Origin of the sequence: Actinomycetospora straminea (assembly GCF_028737255.1) — a bacterium.
GTDB lineage: Bacteria > Actinomycetota > Actinomycetes > Mycobacteriales > Pseudonocardiaceae > Actinomycetospora > Actinomycetospora straminea.
The window spans coordinates 40,622-59,633 of sequence record NZ_JAQZAN010000008.1 but is presented as its reverse complement, the minus strand read 5'-3'; the positions used below and the strand labels follow the sequence as shown (position 1 = coordinate 59,633).

Below are 19,012 nucleotides of genomic sequence, written 5' to 3'. Positions count from 1 at the left end.
CGCAGTCCTTCCCACCGGCACGCCTGCCGGACGACACGTCTCGGGCGTCGCTGGTGCGACCCAGGTCACAAACGTAGGGACGCTCTTGGACGGCCGTCAAGGAATCCTTGGACGACTGTCCAAGAGCGGTCGGTCGGCTACGCTGGGCGTTCCGATCCGACCGGAGACCGCCCGTGACCAGCACGTCCGAGCCCCTGGCCCCGCCCGACCGCATCGCGCGGCGGCAGGTGGACAAGTTCGCCGAGCGGCGGCGCCAGCTCGCCGACGCGGCGCTGCTGACGCTGTCCGAGCGCGGCTACGCGCGCACGAGCCTGCGGGAGATCGCGAAGGACTCCGGCTTCTCCCACGGGGTGCTGCACTACTACTTCCGCGACAAGGTCGACCTCATCACCTACTGCGTGCGGCAGTACAAGGCCCACTGCGTGGAGCGCTACGACGGGATCGTGGCCACGGCGACGGAGCCGGCGGCGCTGCTCGCGGGCGTCGGCGACGCCCTCGCGGGCACGCTCGCGCAGGACGCGCTGATGCACCGGCTCTGGTACGACCTGCGCGGCCAGTCGCTGTTCGAGGAGTCGTTCCGGGCCGACGTCGCGGAGATCGACGACAGCCTCGAGCGCATGATCTGGCGGACGGTCGAGGCCTACGCGGGGCTGGTCGGCGCGACGCCCACGTGCTCGCCGTCGTTCGCCTACGCGACCGTCGACGGCCTGTTCGCGCAGGCGCTGCTGCGCCACCTCGCCGGGTCGTCCGACGCGCTCGACGACCTCCGCGACGGGGTGCGCCGCCAGCTCCCGACGCTGGTGGGTTAGTCCGCGCGCGGTGTCGCGCCCGCCGCGACGCGCTTGCGCAGCTCGCCGACCTCGGTGGCCGCGAACCCGTGGTGCGTCAGCCAGCCGCGCACGTCCTCGCCGGCCGGGTGGCGGGTCGGCACGACGTTGTAGACGTAGTTGAGCTGGCGGGCCGCGGCCTCCCGCTCGAGGTTCTCGAGGACGAAGGCGCCGACGCCGGTCCTGCGCACCGTCGGCGCGGCGATGATCAGGATCTCGGCGTCGCCCCACGTGTCGTCGAGCCGGCCGTAGCCGATCGCGGCGCCCGTCTCGTCCTCCACCCGCCACCACGCGTCGCCCAGCGGGCGGCCCACCTCGGGGTGGCCGAGGCCGAACAGGGTGGGCGGCAGGTCACCCAGCGCCGCCGCCTTGTCCTGGTCCCAGCGGGGCTCGTGCTCGGCGACCCAGTGCCACGTCATCGTGTCCTCCGAAGTTCTACAACTCTATGCATCGGCGTCGAAGTGTCGTAGAGTATGGCCCGTACGACAAGGGAGGACCACCACCGTGACCGTTGTCGAGGACGCGCCCGCCCAGACCCCTGACGGCCAGTCCCACCCGGAGACCGTTCCACAGGTCGACTTCGACACCGACCCCGAGCGCTACCGCCACTGGCGCCTGGAGATCGACGGTGAGACGGCCTGGGTCTACCTCGACGTCGCCGAGGACGGCGGCCTCGTGCCGGGCTACGAGCTCAAGCTCAACTCGTACGACCTGGGCGTCGACATCGAGCTCTACGACATCACCCAGCGCCTGCGCTTCGAGCACCCCGAGGTGCGCAGCGTGGTGCTCACCAGCGGCAAGGACTCGAACTTCTGCGCGGGCGCGAACATCCGGATGCTCGCGCAGTCGAGCCACCCCTGGAAGGTGAACTTCTGCAAGTTCACCAACGAGACGCGCAACGGCATCGAGGACATGACCGCGCACTCGGGCCAGACCTGGGTGGCCGCGCTCAACGGCACCGCGGCCGGCGGCGGCTACGAGATGGCGCTGGCGTGCGAGACGATCCTGCTGGTCAACGACCGGTCGAGCGCCGTCGCGCTCCCGGAGGTGCCGCTGCTCGGCGTGCTGCCCGGCACCGGCGGGCTGACCCGCGTCACCGACAAGCGCCACGTCCGCAAGGACCGCGCCGACATCTTCGCCACCAAGTCCGAGGGCTTCCAGGGCCCGAAGGCCGTCGAGTGGAAGCTCGTCGACGAGACGGTGTCGCGCAAGCAGTGGGATGAGACGGTCCGTCAGCGCGCGGCCGAGGCCGCCGCGTCGTCCACGCGCCCCACCCCGTCCGACGGTCCGGCTGCGACCGGCATCGCCCTGCCACCGCTGCGCCGCGAGGTCACCGAGGACGCCATCACCTACCCGAACGTCCGCTGCACGATCGACCGCGAGGCGCGCACGGCGACGATCACGGTGCTCGGCCCCGAGCCCGGCACGGTGCCCGAGTCGCTCGACCGCATCCACGCCCTCGGCGCCGACTTCTGGCCGCTGGCCATGACCCGCGAGCTCGACGACCTCATCCTGCGGCTGCGCACCAACGAGCTCGACATCGGCACCTGGCTGATCACGACCCAGGGCTCGGTCGAGGGCGCGCTGGCCTTCGAGCGGGTCATCGCCGAGCACTCGGGGACCGACTGGCTGGTCAACGAGATCCGCCACTACTTCAAGCGCACGCTCAAGCGCCTCGACGTCACGAGCCGCAGCCTCATCGCGCTGATCGAGCCCGGCAGCTGCTTCGCGGGCGCGCTGCTCGAGCTGGCGCTGGCCTGCGACCGGCAGTACATGCTCGAGGGCGTCTTCGAGGACGCCGACGAGGAGCAGGACCCCGCCCAGATCGTCCTCACCGAGTCCAACTTCGGCGCGTTCCCGATGGGCAACGGGCTGACCCGCCTGCAGTCCCGTTTCTACGGCGACGACGAGACCGTCGCGGCGCTGCACGAGCGGGTGGGCGAGCGGATGACCGGCGCGCAGGCCGAGGAGGCCGGGCTGGTCACCGACGCCCCCGACGACATCGACTGGGAGGACGAGATCCGCATCCTGCTCGAGGAGCGGGCGTCGCTGTCCCCGGACGCGCTGACCGGCATGGAGGCCAACCACCGGTTCGTCGGCCCGGAGACGATGGAGACGCGGATCTTCGGCCGCCTCACCGCCTGGCAGAACTGGATCTTCATCCGACCGAACGCGTCGGGGGCCGAGGGCGCGCTGCGCCGCTACGGCACCGGGCGCAAGGCCGACTTCGACAAGAAGCGAGTGTGACCCCGTGACGTCATCACGCCCGAGGATCGACTTCGACGCCAAGATCCCGAACAACGTCGACCTCGCGTCGGACCGCAAGCTCCAGCGCGCGCTCGAGCGCTGGCAGCCCAACTTCCTCGACTGGTGGGGCGACATGGGCCCCGCGGTCGACACCAAGGACGTCTACCTGCGCACGGCCGTCGACGTCGGCCGCGAGGGCTGGGCGCACTTCGACCACGTGCCGATGAACGAGTACCGGTGGGGCGTCTTCCTCTCCGAGCACGACCCGGACCGCAAGATCGCCTTCGGTGAGCACAAGGGCGAGCCGGTCTGGCAGGAGGTGCCCGGCGAGTACCGCGCCGACCTGCAGCGCCTCATCGTCATCCAGGGCGACACCGAGCCCGCCTCGGTCGAGCAGCAGCGCTTCCTCGGGGCCACGGCGCCGTCGCTCTACGACATGCGCAACCTGTTCCAGGTCAACGTGGAGGAGGGCCGCCACCTCTGGGCGATGGTCTACCTGCTGCACGCCTACTTCGGGCGCGCCGGGCGCGAGGAGGCCGACCAGCTCCTCCAGCGCAACTCCGGCTCGGACGACTCGCCGCGCATCCTCGGGGCCTTCAACGAGGAGACCCCGGACTGGCTGTCGTTCTACATGTTCACGTACTTCACCGACCGCGACGGGAAGTACCAGCTCGGGACGCTCAAGGAGTCGGGCTTCGACCCGCTCTCCCGGACCTGCGAGTTCATGCTCAAGGAGGAGGCCCACCACATGTTCGTGGGCACCACCGGCATCGACCGCGTCGTCACCCGCACCGCGGAACTGATGAACGAGCACGACTCCGAGGACGTCGCGGGCGCCGGCGGCATCCCGCTGGACATGATCCAGAAGTACATCAACTTCCACTACACGGTCTCGCTGGACCTCTTCGGCAACGAGTCGTCCACCAACGCGGCCAACTACTTCACCGCCGGGCTCAAGGGCCGCTGGCAGGAGGAGCGGCGCAAGGACGACCACGTGCTCACCGACGACGCCGGCGCGGTGGACGCCGTGCGCGACGGGCAGATCACGACGACCGAGGTCCCGGCGCTGCTCGCGCTGAACCAGGACCTGCGCAGCGAGTACATCGGCGACTGCTCCAACGGGCTCAAGCGCTGGAACCGCATCCTCGCCAAGCACGGCATCGACGCGCAGCTCTACCTGCCCCACGTCGGCTTCAACCGTCAGGTGGGGGCGTTCGCGGGCCAGCGCATCTCGCCGACGGGCGCGATGATCTCCGAGGACGAGTGGCGGCGGAACGAGGCCCGCTGGCTGCCCACCGAGGTCGACAAGACCCACGTGCGCGGGCTCATGCACCCCGTCCTGGAGCCCGGGAAGATCGCCAGCTGGATCGCCCCGCCGACCAACGGGATCAACGACAAGCCCGTGGACTTCGAGTACGTGCACTTCAACTGACGCGTCTTCCGCTCGGGCGTGGCTCGGGCCACGATCGGGCGACCCACCACACCTCGAGGACGGGCAGCGCATGGCGGAGTCGTTCAATGCCGCGGACTACCTCGTCGGCCGCCGGATCGCGGCCGGCGACGGCGACCGGGAGGCGGTGCGGGCCCCCTCCCGCTCGCTGACCTACGCCGAGCTCGACGCGGAGATCGGACGGGTCGCGGCGGGGCTCGCGGCGCTGGGCGTGCAGCCCGAGCAGCGGGTCGTGCTGTGCATGGTCGACGAGGTCGAGCTGTTCGCCGGCATCCTCGCGACGATGCGGCTCGGCGCGATCGCGGTGCCGGTGTCGACGATGCTGCGCGGCTCGGAGCTGGCGGTGCTCGTCGCCGACTCCCGCAGCCGCCTCCTGCTGTGCTCGGCGACGTTCGCGGACACCTCGCGGGCCGCCGTCCTCGCGGCGCGGGAGCGGGGCGGGGACGTCGCGGAGGTCGTCGTCACCGGCGACGACGCGTCCGGCTTCGGGGCCGACGTCGCCGCGCGCACGTGGGACGAGATGCTGGCCGCCGGTGACGCGCTGGGCGGGGCGCCGCCGGCGTACGACACCTGGGACGAGTCGCAGGCCCTGTGGCTCTACACGTCGGGCACGACGGGCAAGCCCAAGGCCGCGATGCACCGGCACGCCGACATCCGGTTCGTCTGCGAGACCTACGGGCAGCAGGTGCTCGGCATCCGTCCCGACGACCTGTGCCTGTCGGTGGCCAAGCTGTTCTTCGCCTACGGCATCGGCAACTCGATGTTCTTCCCGCTGTCGGTGGGCGCCGCGGCGGTGCTCGAGCCGTCGCGCCCGACACCGGCGCTGCTCGCCGAGCTCGCCTCGCGCCACCGGGTGACGATGTTCTTCGGCACCCCGAGCTCCTTCGGCCCGTTGCTCGCGGCGGCCGAGTCCGGGCAGGTCGACCCGGCGGCGTTCGCGAGCGTGCGCCGCGGGGTGTCGGCCGGCGAGGCGCTGCCGGCGCGGATGGTCGAGGGGATGGGATCGGTCTTCGGGATCGAGGTGCTCGACGGCATCGGGTCCACCGAGGCGCTGCACATCTACCTGTCCAACCGGCCCGGCGAGGTCGTCCCCGGCACGTCCGGGGTCCCCGTGCCCGGCTACGACGTCGAGATCCGCGGCACCGGCGGCAGCCCCGTGCCCGACGGCGAGACCGGCACGCTCTACGTGCGCGGCGACTCCATCTGCACCGGCTACTGGTGCCGCACCGCCACCAACCGCCTCGTGTTCGAGGGGGAGTGGCTGCGCACCGGCGACACCTACGTCCGCAACCCCGACGGCACGTACACCTGCCTCGGGCGCACCGACGACGTCCTCAAGGTCGGCGGCATCTGGGTGACGCCGTCGGAGGTCGAGGAACGGCTGGTGGCGCACCCGTCGGTCGCCGAGGTGGTCGTCGTCGCGGTCCAGGACGCCGACGGCCTGGACCTGCCCGTCGCCTGCGTCGTGCCGCGCGAGGGGCACTCGGTCGACCCCGAGGCGCTGATCGCCTGGTGCCGCGAGGGGCTGGCGTCGTTCAAGCGCCCGCGCCACGTCATCGAGATCGGCGAGATCCCGCGCACCGCGACGGGCAAGGTGCAGCGCTTCCGGCTGCGCGAGCTGGCCGCGGAGCTCGTGGCCTCCCCGGCGGCCACCCCGGCGGCGACGCTCGAGGGCGCGCACTGATGGCCGGCGAGCGCAGCGACCGCACCGACCCGCTCGCCACCGCCGATCAGCCGCCGGCGCACGGCGAGCCGACGTACGAGCCGGTCGTCGAGCAGGGCGGCGACGTCCCCGGCGCCGTGCTGGGCTCCGAGCACGAGGAGCCGATCGACGGGACGGAGCCCGAGCCCTCCGACTGAGGCCTCCATGTGCGTGATCTTCTGAGCTGTAGCTCAGGAGATCACGCACGTAGCCGTCACCCGGCGAGCCGCTTGGCCGGGTCGGGCGGGGCGGCGTCGAGGTCGACCAGCGCGTCGGACCACTCGGCGAGCCGCTTGGTGACCGCCGGGAGGTCGTCGCCGATCGCGTCGACGACGGCCTGCTGCATCGCGTCCGTCCGCCCCTCGAGGTCGGCGCGGTGCCGCAGGCCGTCGTCGCTCAACGCGTCGCCCTCGAGGAGCCCCCGCCCCCGCAGGCCGGCGACGGCCGCCGCGATCCGCTCGGGGCTCCAGCCCCGGGACGGCGTGTAGGCCCCGAGCGGGTAGCCGCACCACAGCTCGGTGAGCACGTTCATCTGCACCGGGTCGAGCCCGTCGACGGCGCAGACCGCGAGGTGGGAGTCGCCGCGGTGCTCGCGCAGGACGTGGCACGCGTGGACGAGGGCGGCGAGCGGGTCGGACGGCCAGGGCTCGACGGTCAGGCCGGTGAACAGCGGGCGGGCGGTGACGTCGCCCGCGTCGATGCCGCGGCGCAGGACGGGCAGCAGCGCGGCCGCCTCGGCGTCGACGTCGCCGAGCAGGCGGCGCAGCGTCGCGCCCGGCGCCTCGGTGCGGACCCGCACGACGTCGGCCAGCGGTGCCGCCGCCACGCCCGCCTCGTACTGCGGTCCGACGAGCTCGGGTGCGAACACCCCGAGCGCCGCCACGGCCACCCGCGTGGGCGGGGTCCCGAGCGGCGCGGTGCGCTGACGGACGTAGGCGGCGAAGTAGTCGTCCAGCCCGACCGCGGCGTAGCCCTCGGCCGCCTCGGGCGACCAGATCGACAGGCAGGCCACCGCCTCGACCGCGTCCCGCAGGGCGCGCGCCGGCGAGGGGTCCCGGCGGGCGGGCGGATCGGCGGGGCGGGGGCGGTCGGGCGGCGCGAAGAACAGGCCGCGCATCGTCGTGTAGTCCACCGGGGGCTCCTCCCGATCAGGCGGCGGCGGGGTCGGTGTCGGTCGGGGTGTCGCTGTCGCTGTCGGTGTCGGCCAGCGCCTCCCACACGAGCGCGGCCGAGACCGGGTCGGGCGCGGTGAGGACGCCCTGGACGCGGGCCACCTGCGCCACCAGCAGCTCGGGCTCGCAGCCGTGTGCCGCCGCCTCGCGCAGCAGCACGGTCGCGGCCACGTCGCGGACACCCAGCGCCCGCCACCGGCACACCGAGCGCCCCAGCGTGCGGGCCGCCCAGCCGAGGAGGTCCAGGGCCTCCCGGTCGTCCTGGTCCGGCGCGCGCATCGCCGCGGTCCAGCTGCGCAGCGTCTCGCCGTGCGTCAGCGGCACGGGCAGCGGCACCCCTTCCTCGATCTCCGCCGCGCGCAGGGCGAGCAGCAGCCCCGACACCTGGCCCCGCAGCGTCACCCAGTCGCGCTCGGTGTCCCCCATCCGCCGCCACCCCCGTGGTCCCCGCCCCTTGTCCGGTCCGTCCGGTCCGCACGACGCTAGGGACGGGTCGGTGCCGAAGCCTCGGGGCCGACCCCCGAGGAAACCCCCGAGAAAGGTGCGTGGTGGGCGCGGTCCTGGAGCGTGAGGACGAGCTGGCGGCGACCGGAGAGCTCGTCGACCGCGTCGTCCGGGGCGGGGGCGGCCTGCTGCTCGTCGAGGGCGACGCGGGCATCGGCAAGACGACGCTGGTCGAGGCCGCGCGGGAACTCGCCGACGGCCGCGGCGTCGCCCTGGCCGGGGCCCGCGGGTCCGAGCTGGAGCGCGAGCTCGCGTTCGGCGTCGTCCACGAGCTGCTCGCCCCGGTCGTGGGCCCCGTCGCCGGGAGCGCGGCGACGGTCCTGTCGCCGGCCCTGTCCCCGGCCCTGTCGTCGGCGCCGGGTGCCGACCTCTTCGCCGTCCTCCACGGCCTCTACTGGGCCGTCGCCGACCGGGCGGCGCAGGGTCCGCTGCTGCTCACCGTCGACGACGTCCACTGGTGCGACCTGCCGTCGCTGCGCTTCCTGGCCTACCTCGCGCGCCGCCTCGACGGCCTGCCGGTCGCGCTGCTCGTCGCCGGCCGGCCCGTGGCCCTCGACGCCGCCCGCAGCGAGGTGCTCGACACGATGGCGCGCGAGCCCGGGGTGCGCGTCCTGCGCCCGGCGCCGCTCTCGCGGTCGGGGACACGGACCCTCATCACCGGGGTCCTCGGGGCGCCGGACGCCGCGTTCGAGGACGCCTGCCGCGGCGCGACGGGCGGCAACCCCTTCCTGCTGGGCGAGCTGCTCGCCGACCTGCACCGCGAGGGCGTGGCGCCCCATGCGGCGGCGGTCGACCGGGTCGCCGCCGCGGTCCCGCGCGAGGTGGAGCGGTCGGTCCGGGCCCGCCTCGCGGCGCTGGGGTCGGAGGCGGTGGCGCTGGCCCGGGCCGCGGCCGTGCTCGGGGACGGGGCCGACGCGCGCCGGGCCGCGGAGCTCGCCGGCGTGGCGCCGGCGTCGGCGGGCGCGGTCGTCGACGCGCTGGTGACGGCGCGCGTCCTGGCGCCGGGGCGAGGCGCGACGGGGCTCGCGTTCCTGCACCCGCTGGTGCGCTCGGCGGTGGAGGCCGCGACGGGCCCCTCGGAGTGGGCCGAGGCCCACCGGCGCGCGGTCGCGGTCCTGGCCGCGGCGGGCGTCGACGACGACGGCCTCGTGCGCCACCTGCTCGCGGCGCGCCCGACCGGCGACCCCGCGGTGGTCACCGCGCTGCGGGCGGCCGCCGCGCGGGCGGCGGCCCGCGGGGTGCCGGAGAGCGCGGCCCAGCTGCTGCGCCGGGCCCTGGACGAGCCGCCGGCGCACCCGGCGAGGTCGGCGGTCCTCCTCGAGCTCGGGTCGGCCGAGATGCGCGCGGGCGACCCGGCCGCCCTCGACCACCTCCTCGCCGCCGCGGACGAGGCCGACGCCGTCGACGCGCGCGCGGTGGCCACGCTCGCGCTCGGGCGGGTCCTGCTGCACGCGGGCCGGGGCGTCGAGGCCGTGCACCGCCTGCTGGCGGTGCTCGACGAGGTGGAGGCCGCGGGCGCGCCGGCGTCCGAGCGCGCGCTCGAGCTGGAGGCCGAGCTCGTCACGGTCGCGACGCAGGACCCCGCGACGCGCCCGGTGACCGAGGCGCGCCTCGCCCGCCGGACGCGGGACCCGGAGCCGACGACCCGCGGCGGGTGCGTGCTGCTCGCCGCGCTCGCGGTGGAGGAGACGGTGGTCCAGGGCTCACGGACCCGGGCGATCGCGCTCGCCGAGGCGGCCCTGTCCGGCGGACACCTCCTCGGCGAGCCCGTGATGGCGCGCCTCCCGGCCGTCGGGATCACCCTGACCCTCGGCGGGCGTCCCGCCGCGGCGGTCGCGATGTGGGACGAGGCCATCGGCGTCCTGCGCCGCCACGGCGACATGCGCGGCTTCGCGCTGGCCTCGGCGTTCCGGGGCTACGCCGGCACCTACACCGGCGACCTCGTCGCGGCCCTCGGCGACACCCGCCAGGCCGTCGAGCTGACCGAGCGCGACCCGTCCCAGGCACTGGCGCGCGGCTTCGCCATCGCCTGGCTGGTCGACGTCCTCCTCGACACCGGGGAGCTCGACACGGCCGAGGAGCTGCTCGCGGCGCACGCTGTCCGGTCCGGCGGGGCGATGTCGGCGGGGTCGTACCTGCTGCGGTCCCGCGGGCGGCTCCGGCTCGCGCAAGGGCGCCCGGACGAGGCCGAGCGGGACCTCCGCGCGTGCGGGCGCCTGCTCGAGGCGGCCGGTGCCGGGGCAGGGGCGGTCTTCCGGTGGCGGCCGGGCGTCGCGCTGGCGCTGCGTGACCAGGGCGACGACGAGGCGGCCCGCGTGACGGCGGACGAGGCGTGCGCCGCCGCCGAGGCGTGGGGCGCGCCGCTGCCGCTGGCCGAGGCGCTGCGGGTGGCCGGGGAGGTGGCACCCCGCGGGGAGGGGCTCGCGCTCCTGCGCCGGGCCGTGGACGTCGCGGCCGAGGCGCCGCTGGAATGCGTGCGGTGCCTGCTCGCCCTCGGCCGGGCGCTGCACCGCGCAGGCCACCGCGGCGAGGCGCGCGAGGTCCTGCGGGACGCGCTCGACGGCGCGGTCGACCGCGGGGCGACGGCGATCGCGCGGGCGGCGCAGGACGAGCTGGTGGCGACCGGGGCCCGGCCGCGGCGGGCGCGGACGTCGGGGGCGGAGGCGCTCACGCCGACCGAGCGGCGGGTGGCGACGGCGGTGGCCGGCGGGGCGACGAACCGGGCGGTCGCGCAGGCGCTGTTCGTCTCGGAGAAGACGGTGGAGACGCACCTCGGGAGCGTCTACCGCAAGCTGGGCATCGCGGCCCGCTCGCAGCTGGCGGACGCGCTGGGCGACGCCGCGGTCAGGCCACCAGCTGCGGGTACCAGGCGCTGATCTCGAGGTCGAGCTCGGCGAGGTCCGGGTGGGCGAAGAGGGCCGCCTCGTCCGGGCTCAGGCGCTGGGGGCGGCGGCCGCCGGTGGGGCAGCCGTCCTCGTGGCGCATCGGGTAGAGCTTCCACACCCGCACGGACTCGCAGTAGTGGCACTCGCCGGTGATCATTCGCGGGACTCCGGGCACGTCGGCGCTGGGGGAGCGGTCCCGCACGCCGACGCCGGCGCGGGGCCGCTCCCAGTGTGGTGCCCGGACGTGCCCGGCCGGACCCGCACCGTGACCGCGCCCACCTGTGACGCGCACCCGCCCCATGTGCGTGATCTTCTGAGCTATAGCTCAGAAGATCACGCACATGAGGACTCAACGCTGCAGGTCCGCCAGCGCGGTCTCGGCCTGGAGGTTGATGGCCTCGGGGCCGGTGACCTCGTCGGGGTCGGCGTCGGCGCCCATGTCGCCCGCGCGGTAGCGGGTCCAGACGCCGGCGTGGATGCAGGCGGCGCGCCACCGCGCGAACGCGAGGTAGTAGGCGATGTCGACGTCCCCGGTGCCCGTCGCCGCGGTGTAGCGCGCGATGAGCTCCTCGCGGGTGGGGTAGCCGCCGGCCGGCGTGGGGCTGGAGAGGGCCTCGGGCACCGTGTCGCCCGGCTCGCTCCAGGACACGAGCAGGTGGCCGAGGTCGCAGAGCGGGTCGCCGATGGTCGCGAGCTCCCAGTCGAACACCGCCACCGCCCGCCCGTCGGCGTCGTAGGCGATGTTCCCGGGGCGGAAGTCGCCGTGGACGATCCCGACCGAGCCCTCCGGGATGCGCGCGGCCAGCGCGTCGTGGGTGGCGTCGATGGCCGAGAGGTCGTCCATCGCCGACTGGTGCGCCTGCCGGTGCCAGCGCTTGAGCTGACGGGCCACGAAGTTGCCGGGCCGGGCGAGGTCGTCGAGCCCGACCGACGACGGCTCGACGTGGTGCAGCGCGGCGAGCACGTCGATCGTCGTCGTGCCGACGTTCGTCCGCGCCGCCGCCGGCACCTTCTCCCCGGACTCGGTGTCGTTGAGGACCTTGCCGGGCGCGAAGTCCATGACGTAGAGGTCGGCGCCCCAGACGTCGTGGTCGTCGCAGAACGCGCGCGGCGTCGGCACCGGCACCTCGGTGGGGTTCAGCGCGGAGAGGAAGCGCCACTCGCGGCCCATGTCGTGCGCGGTCTCGAGCACCCCGCCCAACGGCGGGCGACGCAGCGCCCATGCGTGCCCGGCCTCGTCGGTGACCCGGTAGGTCAGGTTGGAGCGCCCGCCCGCGATGCGCGTGAAGTCCAGGGCGCCCTCGACCTCGTCGACGTGACCGCGGAACCAGCTCTCGACGGCCTCGGGCACCTCCTCGGCGCTCACCGCGCACCGCCCGGGTCTGTCGTCGCACGCACCGTCATGCGCGGCAGCATGCCCGGCCGACGATCACGGCGCGAGGGCTGTTCCCGGGGCGCACCGAGGTCTAGCGTGACCCGTGACCGGATGAGAAATCTGGTCATGCGTCGGAGGAGGACCGTGTGGGCCGGGTGGCGCAGATGCTGGACGCGGCGGGGGAGCTGCTGCTCGCCCACGGCTACCGGCGGGTCACCGTCGAGGACGTCTCCCGCCGGGCCGGCGTCGGCAAGGGCACCGTGTACCTGCACTTCGCCAGCAAGCTCGAGCTCTTCGCCGGGGTGCTGGTGCGGGAGTCGATCGACGTCACGGCCGAGCTGCTCGCCGCGCTGCGGGCGGACCCGGCCGAGGCCGCGCTCGACGTCACCCTGCGCCGGACGTTCCTCGCGGTGCACCACCGGCCGCTGACCCGGGCCCTGCTCGCCGGCGACGTCGAGGTCCTCGGCGCCATCGCCACCGACACGAAGACCGGGCTCGAGGTCGTCACCGACAAGTCGGAGTTCTCCCGCGCGCACCTCGCGCTGCTCCACCGGCACGGCCTGCTCGCCGACGACCCGGCCACGACGCCCGACCTGCCCTACCGGCTGAGCGCCGCGAGCATCGGCTTCTTCCTCGACCACCTCGTCCCGGCCGGCGCCGGGATGGACGTGACGGCCCGGGCCGACGCCCTCGCCGCCGTCGTCCGGGCGGGCTTCACCCCGCCCGGCGAGCCCGACCCGGCCGCCCTCGCGGCGGCGGCCCCCGGGCTCGCCGCGCTCTACGAGCGCACCGTCGATCACCTCACCGCGGCCCTCCCGGAGGAGCCATGACCACCACCGGCCCGTCACGGACCGATCGCGACCTGCCCCCCGACATCGCCGACCTGCCCGCCGTCCTCGACTGGCTCGCCCGGCTGCGCGCCGAGGCTCCCGTCTGGCGCGACCGCTACGGCATGCACCACGTCACCCGCGCCGCCGACGTCGAGCGCGTGCTGCGCGACACGGCCACGTTCAGCTCCGACTTCTCGGCGGTCATGCCGCAGGCCCAGCAGATGAGCAAGGGCATGCTGACGCGTCTCGACCCGCCGGAGCACGGGGCGCTGCGCCACCTCGTCAGCCGGTCGTTCACCCCGAGGCGCGTGGCCGGGCTCGAGCCGCGGATCCGCGAGCTGACCCGCGAGATGCTCCCCGACGCCCCGGCCACCTTCGACCTCGTCGACGCCCTGGCCTTCCCGCTGCCCGTCACGGTCATCGCCGAGATGCTCGGGCTGCCCGCCGCGGACCGCGACCGGTTCCGGGCCTGGGCCGACGGCCTGTTCTCGATGCAGGTCGACGACCCGAAGGAGGCGATCAACGACCCCCGCGTCCGCGACGCGATGGGCGAGATCACCGGCTACCTCGGCGACTGGTGTCGCACCCGGCGCGCCGAGCCCACCGACGACCTCGTGTCCGCGCTGGTCACGACGGAGGTCGACGGCCGGGTCCTCGACGACGAGGAGGCCGCCAACTTCTCGATGCTGCTGCTCTTCGCCGGCCACATCACGACCACGCTGCTGCTGGGCAACGCGGTGCGGGTGCTCGACGCGCACCCCGGCGCGTGGGCGGCACTGCGGGCGGACCCGTCGACGATCCCGGCGACGATCGAGGAGGTCCTGCGGCTGCGCCCGCCGTTCCCGATGACCGCGCGCGCCACCACGCGCGACGTGGAGATCGCGGGGACAGTCGTGCCGGCGCGCTCGATCGTCATGCCGTGGCTGCTCTCGGCCACCCACGACCCGGACGCGCACCCGGACCCCGAGCGCTTCGACCCCACCCGCCCCGGCATCGGCGGCGGCGCCCAGACCGCGTTCGGTCACGGCATCCACTTCTGCCTCGGCGCGCCGCTCGCCCGCCTCGAGGCGCGCGTGGCGCTCGAGGAGATGACCGCTCGCTACGCTGGGCTGTCCGTGAGCGAGGGGGAGCAGCGGCCGTACACGGGTCGTGTGCTCGGCACGCGCCGGCTGCCGGTGGTCGCGACCTGATCGGGTGACCGACGCCCCCGGTGACCGAACGTCGACTACCCATCACGATCAGTCACCATGAGCGCGTGTCCCGCGTCGCGCTCGCCCGCCTCCTCCTCGGCGTCGCCGTCGCCGTCTGCGCGGCGGCCGCCGTGGTGACGCTGGCGACCGCCCCGGGCTCGCCGGGCGCCGCTCCGGTGGCCGCGGGGCCCGTCCCGCCGGCGGACCCCGCGGCCGCCCTCGCCGGGGTCGGTGCCGCCACCGACGGGGAGCGGGTCGTCGTGGAGCGGGTGGTCGACGCGGTCACCGTGGACGTGCGCCTGCCCGACGGCGGCGCGGTGGTGCGGGTGCGCGCGCTCGGCGTGCAGCCGCCCGGCACGTGCTACGGCGCGCAGGCGACGGCCTTCGCCTCGCGGGTCCTCGACCGCCGCGCGGTCCGGCTCGTCGGCGGGCCCGCGACCGACCGCTTCGACCGCCGCCTCGCCACGGTCACCCTCGACGGCGGCGACTACGCGGTGCTCGCCGCCGAGGCCGGCATCGCCCGCGCCTACCCGGCGGGCGCCGACCCGGCCGCCATGCCGCCGGTCCGCGCGGCCCAGGACCGCGCCCGCCTCGCCGAGCGCGGTGTGTGGGGCGCGTGCCGCGGCGCCGCCACGCCGGACACGACGAGCAGCACGACCAGCGACACGACCAGCGACACGACCTCCGAGGCGACGGCCGACGCCGACACCCCGTCCGGCGGCTCCTGACCTCAGCGGGTCTCGTCGCCCGGCCGCGCCTCGTGGTGGCGCCGCCCGTGGGTCCGGCGCGACTCCTTCATCGCCGCCTCGAACACGTGCCGCCGCCCGCCCGCGAGCTGTTCGCGGGCGCGGCGCTCGTGGGCGCGGACCACCGACCAGTAGGTGTCGTCGTACTCCTCGACGATCTGGAAGCTCCAGCGTCCCTCGAGGAGGTCCCGCCCCACGAGTTCGGTCTCGATCGCGTCGGCGACGGCGTCGTGCCCGGCCTCGCGGAAGGCGTCGACGGCGGCGCCGATGGTGAGGTCGGCGGTGCCCGAGAGCTGGTGGAACGCGTAGAGGTGCCCGCGGGCGCGCTCGACGAACTCCATGCCCTCGCTCAGCTTGCCCAGCGCCTCGACGGTGGCCTCGTCGAGGTCGCCGCGGCGGTCGGGGCCGGGGGCGTCCTCGCCGGTCTCGTGGCGGACCGAGCCGCCGTGGTCGTCGTACGCGTCGGGGGCCGGGACGTCGGTCACGGCGCGGACTTCCCGGGGGCCGTCCCCCGGAAACGGCTCAGATGCCCTTGCCCGGGTTGAGGATCCCGTGCGGGTCGAGAGCGGCCTTGACGGCGTGCTGCATGGCGAGCGCCTCCGGGGCCTGCTCGCGCTGCAGCCCGTGGCGCTTGAGCAGCCCGATGCCGTGCTCCCCGGTGACCGTGCCGCCGAGCGCGAGGGCGTCGGTGAGGATCTCCTCGAACGCCGCCTGCGCGCGCTGCCGGGCCGGCTCGTCGCCGACCGGGGTGATGAGCAGCGGGTGCAGGTTGCCGTCGCCGGCGTGGGCGACGTTGGCGATCGTCGTGTCGTGGCGGCGCCCGATCTCCTGGATGCGGACGAGCATCTCGGGCACGGCGGCCCGGGGCACGCAGACGTCCTCGGTGAGCACCGGCCCGAGCCGCTCGAGCGCGGGGTAGGCCAGCCGGCGCGCGGCGAAGAGCGCCTCGGCCTCCTCGGCGTCCGCGGCCTGCGCGGCGAACGTGGCGCCGGTGGCCTCGAAGTGGCGCAGCATCTCGGCCGCCTCCGCGTCGCCCGCCGCGCCCGGGGCGTCGGAGCGGCCGAGGAGCACGACGTCGGCCTCGGCGGCGAGGCCCATGTTCTTCCAGGCGTCGACGGCCTCGAGGCAGGTGCGGTCGACGAGCTCCAGCGCCGACGGCGTCAGCCCGGCCGCCGTGATCGCCGCGACGGCGCGCCCGGCGTCGACGACCGAGTCGAAGTAGCCGGCGACGGTGTGCTCGGGCGCGCGGGCGGGCCGCAGCTTCACGGTGATCTCGGTGATCACCCCGAGCGTGCCCTCCGACCCGACCATCAGCCCCGCGAGGTCGAGCCCCGCGACGCCCTTGGCGGTCCGCCGCCCCAGGCGCACCAGCTCGCCGAGCCCGTTGACCACCTGCATCCCGAGCACGTAGTCGCGGGTGACGCCGTACTTCACGCAGCACACGCCGCCGGCGTTCGTGGCGACGTTGCCGCCGATCGTCGACCAGGGCGAGCTCGCCGGGTCCGGCGGGTACCAGAGGCCCTGGTCGGCGCAGGCCGCGCGCAGGTCGTCGTTGACGACGCCGGGCTGCACGACCGCGAGCCGCTCGGCGCCGTCGATCTCGACGATCCCGGTCATGTGCTCGGTCGAGAGCACCACCGCGCCCTCGCTGGCGTTGGCGCCGCCGGAGAGCCCGGTGCCCGCACCGCGCGGCACCACCGGCGCGCGGTGCTCCAGGCACGCCAGCACGACGTCCCGGCACTCCTCGGCGGTGCGCGGGCGCACGACGGCCGCCGGCAGCGCGTGCGGGGCCCACTCGGCGTCGTCGTGGGCGTAGCTCGTGAGGACGTCGGGGTCCTCGATGACGCGCCCCGCGGGCAGGGCCGCGACCAGCGCACGCACGACGGGAGCGGTCGGCGTCACGGAGGTGGTGGTCATCGGCGTCCCCTTCGTCGTCGGACCCGGCCCGGAGCCGGCTCCACGGTAACCGCCGGGACGGCCCGATCCGAGGCGTCGACCGCGGCGGTGACACGCCGGGTGAGTGGCCGGTGACGCCGGGTGCGCCGACTCCTGTCAGGATCGTCCCGTGCTGCGCCGTTCCGCCCACATCGCCCTGCTCCTCGCGGGTGCCGCGCTCGTGGCGAGCTGCTCGTCCTCCGCGGCGGCCGCCCCGCTCGTCACCGAGGGCGTCCTCGCCCCGGCCGCCCAGGGCGGTCCCGCCGTGACCTACACCCCGGACGCGGCGCCGGCGGGCGCGCGGCTCGCGCTCGAGGTCGTGCCGGGCGAGGGCTCCACGACGGCGACGTTCCGGGTCGCGGGGATGCGCCCGGACCGCGGCTACGCGGTGCACGCCCACGTCCGCCCGTGCGGGCCCACCGGCGCCGACGCCGGGCCGCACTTCCAGAACCGGGTCGACCCGGCCGCCACGCCGCAGGCGCCGTCGTCCGACCCCGCCTACGCCAACCCGCAGAACGAGGTGTGGCTGGACCTGCGCACCGACGCGACCGGGGCGGGCACGGCGACCGCCACCGTGCCGTTCGGGTTCCCGGAGCGGGCCCCGGCGTCGGTGGTCGTGCACGAGAAGGAGATGACGGCGACCGCGCCCGGACAGGCGGGCACCGCGGGGGGGCGCCTGGCGTGCCTCACGTCGACCTGGCGGTGATCGTCGGCTGACGTACCGTCGCGGGTGATGACCAGCGGCCCCTCCCTCACCGTCTGCCGCGGCTGCTGCTGCGGCACCGCGCGCAAGCACCCCGAGGTCGACCACCGTGCCCAGCTCGCCCGGTTCCGGGCGACGGGCGCGCGCGTGCGGGTCACCGACTGCCTCGACGCCTGCGCCTACTCCAACGTCGTGGTCGTGTCCCCGTCGCGGGCCGGACGGGCCGCGGGTGCGCGGCCGGTGTGGCTGTTCGGGGTCCTCGACGCGGACACCGAGGACGAGGTCGTCGCGTGGGTCGACGCGGGTGGGCCCGGGGTCGCCGAGCCGCCCGGGATGCTCGACCTGCGCGTCTTCTCGCCGTCGCGGAAGGTCCGGGCCGCCGTCGACTGAGCGGGTACTCCGGGCCCATGACCGCCGAGCAGCGCGTGGCCGTGCTCCAGGAGCCCGAGCACATGACCGTCGAGACCCGCCCGGTGCCCGAGCCCGGCCCGGGGGAGGTGCAGGTCGCGGTGCGGGCCGTGAGCGTCTGCGGTTCCGACGTGCACTACTACGACCACGGGCGCATCGGCGGCTTCGTCATGCACGCCCCGCTCGTGCTCGGGCACGAGACCTCGGGCGTGGTCAGCACGCTCGGCGAGGGCGTCGAGGCGCCGGCGGTCGGGACGCGCGTCGCCGTCGAGCCCCAGCGCAACTGCGGTCGCTGCACGCAGTGCGTCCGCGGGCGCTACCACCTCTGCCCGTGGATCGCGTTCTTCGCGACCCCGCCGATCGAGGGGTCGTTCGCGCAGTACGTCGTGGTGCCCGCGACCCGCGCCCACCCCGTGCCCGACGCCCTGTCCGACGACGCCGCGGCGATGATCGAGCCGCTGGCCGTCGCGGTGCACGCCGCGGGCAAGGCCGAGACCGGGCCGGACGCCCGCGTGTTCGTCAGCGGCGCCGGGCCGGTCGGGCTGCTCTGCCTGCAGGTCGCCAAGGCGCGCGGGGCCGCGCACGTCGCGGTCTCCGACCCCGTCGAGCGGCGGCGGGCCAAGGCCCTCGAGTTCGGCGCCGACGCGGTGGTCGACCCGGCCGCCGGCGACCCGGGGCTCGAGCCCGTCGACGTCGTGCTCGAGTGCACGGGCGTGCAGGCCGCGGTGGACCTCGCGATCGCGGCCACGGCGCCCGCCGCGACCGCCGTGCTCGTCGGCACGGGGGAGCAGGTGACGCTGCCGCTGGACGTCGTGCAGTCGCGCGAGCTGGTGGTCAAGGGGACGTTCCGCTACGCCCACGTCTACCCGGCGGCGATCGCGCTCGCGGCGTCCGGGGCGGTGCGGCTCGACGACATGGTGACCTCGCACCACGACCTCGACGGTGCCGAGGACGCGCTGCTCGCCGCCCGCCGCGACCCCGACGCCATCAAGGCCGTGGTGCGCCCCGGCTGATCGGGGCCGGCTCGGAACACACCGG

Annotated in this window: 19 protein-coding genes; 12 read left to right on the top strand and 7 right to left on the bottom strand. The window is 75.3% G+C overall.

The features are described 5' to 3' along the window. Positions 1 to 173 precede the first annotated feature (173 nt). Positions 174 to 809 carry a TetR/AcrR family transcriptional regulator gene (locus PH190_RS13020; RefSeq protein WP_274231946.1) on the top strand — a complete coding sequence of 212 codons (636 nt, stop codon included), beginning with the start codon at positions 174 to 176 and terminating at the stop codon, positions 807 to 809. On the opposite strand, the gene PH190_RS13015 is transcribed toward PH190_RS13020, so the two are convergent. Then, positions 806 to 1,246 (bottom strand): GNAT family N-acetyltransferase, encoded by a 441-nt coding sequence (locus tag PH190_RS13015; protein WP_274231945.1) that lies wholly within the window; start codon positions 1,244 to 1,246, stop codon positions 806 to 808. The two genes, PH190_RS13020 and PH190_RS13015, sit on opposite strands and share 4 nt — an antisense overlap. Before the next feature lie 85 nt (positions 1,247 to 1,331). On the opposite strand from PH190_RS13015, the gene boxC reads away from it, so the two are divergent. From boxC to PH190_RS12995, 4 genes are all read left to right on the top strand, one after another. Beyond that, positions 1,332 to 3,074: a 2,3-epoxybenzoyl-CoA dihydrolase gene (boxC, locus tag PH190_RS13010; RefSeq protein ID WP_274231944.1), complete on the top strand. Its 1,743-nt coding sequence runs from the start codon at positions 1,332 to 1,334 to the stop codon at positions 3,072 to 3,074. 4 nt (positions 3,075 to 3,078) lie between these two features. Continuing rightward, positions 3,079 to 4,506 (top strand): benzoyl-CoA 2,3-epoxidase subunit BoxB, encoded by a 1,428-nt coding sequence (gene boxB / locus PH190_RS13005; protein WP_274231943.1) that lies wholly within the window; start codon positions 3,079 to 3,081, stop codon positions 4,504 to 4,506. A 70-nt stretch (positions 4,507 to 4,576) separates the two neighbouring features. Further along, positions 4,577 to 6,208, top strand: a complete 1,632-nt coding sequence (locus PH190_RS13000) for a benzoate-CoA ligase family protein (RefSeq protein WP_274231942.1) — start codon at positions 4,577 to 4,579, stop codon at positions 6,206 to 6,208. Continuing rightward, positions 6,208 to 6,384 (top strand): hypothetical protein, encoded by a 177-nt coding sequence (locus PH190_RS12995; protein WP_274231941.1) that lies wholly within the window; start codon positions 6,208 to 6,210, stop codon positions 6,382 to 6,384. The genes PH190_RS13000 and PH190_RS12995 overlap by 1 nt, the downstream gene beginning before the upstream one ends. Before the next feature lie 56 nt (positions 6,385 to 6,440). On the opposite strand, the gene PH190_RS12990 is transcribed toward PH190_RS12995, so the two are convergent. Beyond that, positions 6,441 to 7,358, bottom strand: a complete 918-nt coding sequence (locus tag PH190_RS12990; protein WP_274231940.1) for an SCO6745 family protein — start codon at positions 7,356 to 7,358, stop codon at positions 6,441 to 6,443. A gap of 16 nt (positions 7,359 to 7,374) precedes the next feature. Further along, positions 7,375 to 7,824, bottom strand: coding sequence for a hypothetical protein (locus PH190_RS12985; protein WP_274231939.1), 450 nt, complete (start codon positions 7,822 to 7,824; stop codon positions 7,375 to 7,377). A 122-nt stretch (positions 7,825 to 7,946) separates the two neighbouring features. Here PH190_RS12985 and PH190_RS12980 point away from each other — a divergent pair, with 122 nt between their 5' ends. Continuing rightward, on the top strand, positions 7,947 to 10,778 hold the full coding sequence (locus PH190_RS12980; RefSeq protein WP_274231938.1) for an AAA family ATPase: 2,832 nt from the start codon (positions 7,947 to 7,949) through the stop codon (positions 10,776 to 10,778). On the opposite strand, the gene PH190_RS12975 is transcribed toward PH190_RS12980, so the two are convergent. Both PH190_RS12975 and PH190_RS12970 read right to left on the bottom strand, forming a co-directional pair. Beyond that, complete coding sequence (locus PH190_RS12975) at positions 10,747 to 10,944, bottom strand: hypothetical protein (protein ID WP_274231937.1); 198 nt, start codon at positions 10,942 to 10,944, stop codon at positions 10,747 to 10,749. The genes PH190_RS12980 and PH190_RS12975 overlap by 32 nt on opposite strands. Positions 10,945 to 11,136: 192 nt before the next feature. Further along, complete coding sequence (locus PH190_RS12970; protein WP_274231936.1) at positions 11,137 to 12,153, bottom strand: phosphotransferase family protein; 1,017 nt, start codon at positions 12,151 to 12,153, stop codon at positions 11,137 to 11,139. Positions 12,154 to 12,326: 173 nt separating this feature from the next. Between PH190_RS12970 and PH190_RS12965 the strand changes: the two genes are divergently transcribed. The 3 genes from PH190_RS12965 (at position 12,327) to PH190_RS12955 (ending at position 14,910) form a co-directional block, all read left to right on the top strand. Further along, positions 12,327 to 12,992 carry a TetR/AcrR family transcriptional regulator gene (locus PH190_RS12965; RefSeq protein ID WP_274232096.1) on the top strand — a complete coding sequence of 222 codons (666 nt, stop codon included), beginning with the start codon at positions 12,327 to 12,329 and terminating at the stop codon, positions 12,990 to 12,992. Beyond that, positions 12,989 to 14,182 carry a cytochrome P450 gene (locus tag PH190_RS12960; protein WP_274231935.1) on the top strand — a complete coding sequence of 398 codons (1,194 nt, stop codon included), beginning with the start codon at positions 12,989 to 12,991 and terminating at the stop codon, positions 14,180 to 14,182. The genes PH190_RS12965 and PH190_RS12960 overlap by 4 nt, the downstream gene beginning before the upstream one ends. A 65-nt stretch (positions 14,183 to 14,247) precedes the next feature. Beyond that, on the top strand, positions 14,248 to 14,910 hold the full coding sequence (locus PH190_RS12955) for a thermonuclease family protein (protein ID WP_274231934.1): 663 nt from the start codon (positions 14,248 to 14,250) through the stop codon (positions 14,908 to 14,910). Positions 14,911 to 14,912: 2 nt separating this feature from the next. On the opposite strand, the gene PH190_RS12950 is transcribed toward PH190_RS12955, so the two are convergent. Both PH190_RS12950 and PH190_RS12945 read right to left on the bottom strand, forming a co-directional pair. Beyond that, entirely contained in the window at positions 14,913 to 15,413 is a 501-nt protein-coding gene (locus PH190_RS12950) for a hypothetical protein (protein ID WP_274231933.1), read from the bottom strand. Between the two features lie 37 nt (positions 15,414 to 15,450). Beyond that, complete coding sequence (locus PH190_RS12945) at positions 15,451 to 16,845, bottom strand: FAD-binding oxidoreductase (protein ID WP_274231932.1); 1,395 nt, start codon at positions 16,843 to 16,845, stop codon at positions 15,451 to 15,453. Between the two features lie 148 nt (positions 16,846 to 16,993). Between PH190_RS12945 and PH190_RS12940 the strand changes: the two genes are divergently transcribed. Genes PH190_RS12940 through PH190_RS12930 form a run of 3 tightly spaced genes read left to right on the top strand, consistent with a single transcriptional unit; the run spans position 16,994 to position 18,987 of the window. Beyond that, positions 16,994 to 17,569 (top strand): superoxide dismutase, encoded by a 576-nt coding sequence (locus PH190_RS12940; protein ID WP_274231931.1) that lies wholly within the window; start codon positions 16,994 to 16,996, stop codon positions 17,567 to 17,569. A gap of 27 nt (positions 17,570 to 17,596) precedes the next feature. Continuing rightward, positions 17,597 to 17,956 carry a hypothetical protein gene (locus PH190_RS12935; RefSeq protein ID WP_274231930.1) on the top strand — a complete coding sequence of 120 codons (360 nt, stop codon included), beginning with the start codon at positions 17,597 to 17,599 and terminating at the stop codon, positions 17,954 to 17,956. 17 nt (positions 17,957 to 17,973) lie between these two features. Beyond that, positions 17,974 to 18,987, top strand: coding sequence for an alcohol dehydrogenase catalytic domain-containing protein (locus tag PH190_RS12930; RefSeq protein ID WP_274231929.1), 1,014 nt, complete (start codon positions 17,974 to 17,976; stop codon positions 18,985 to 18,987). Positions 18,988 to 19,012 lie beyond the last annotated feature (25 nt).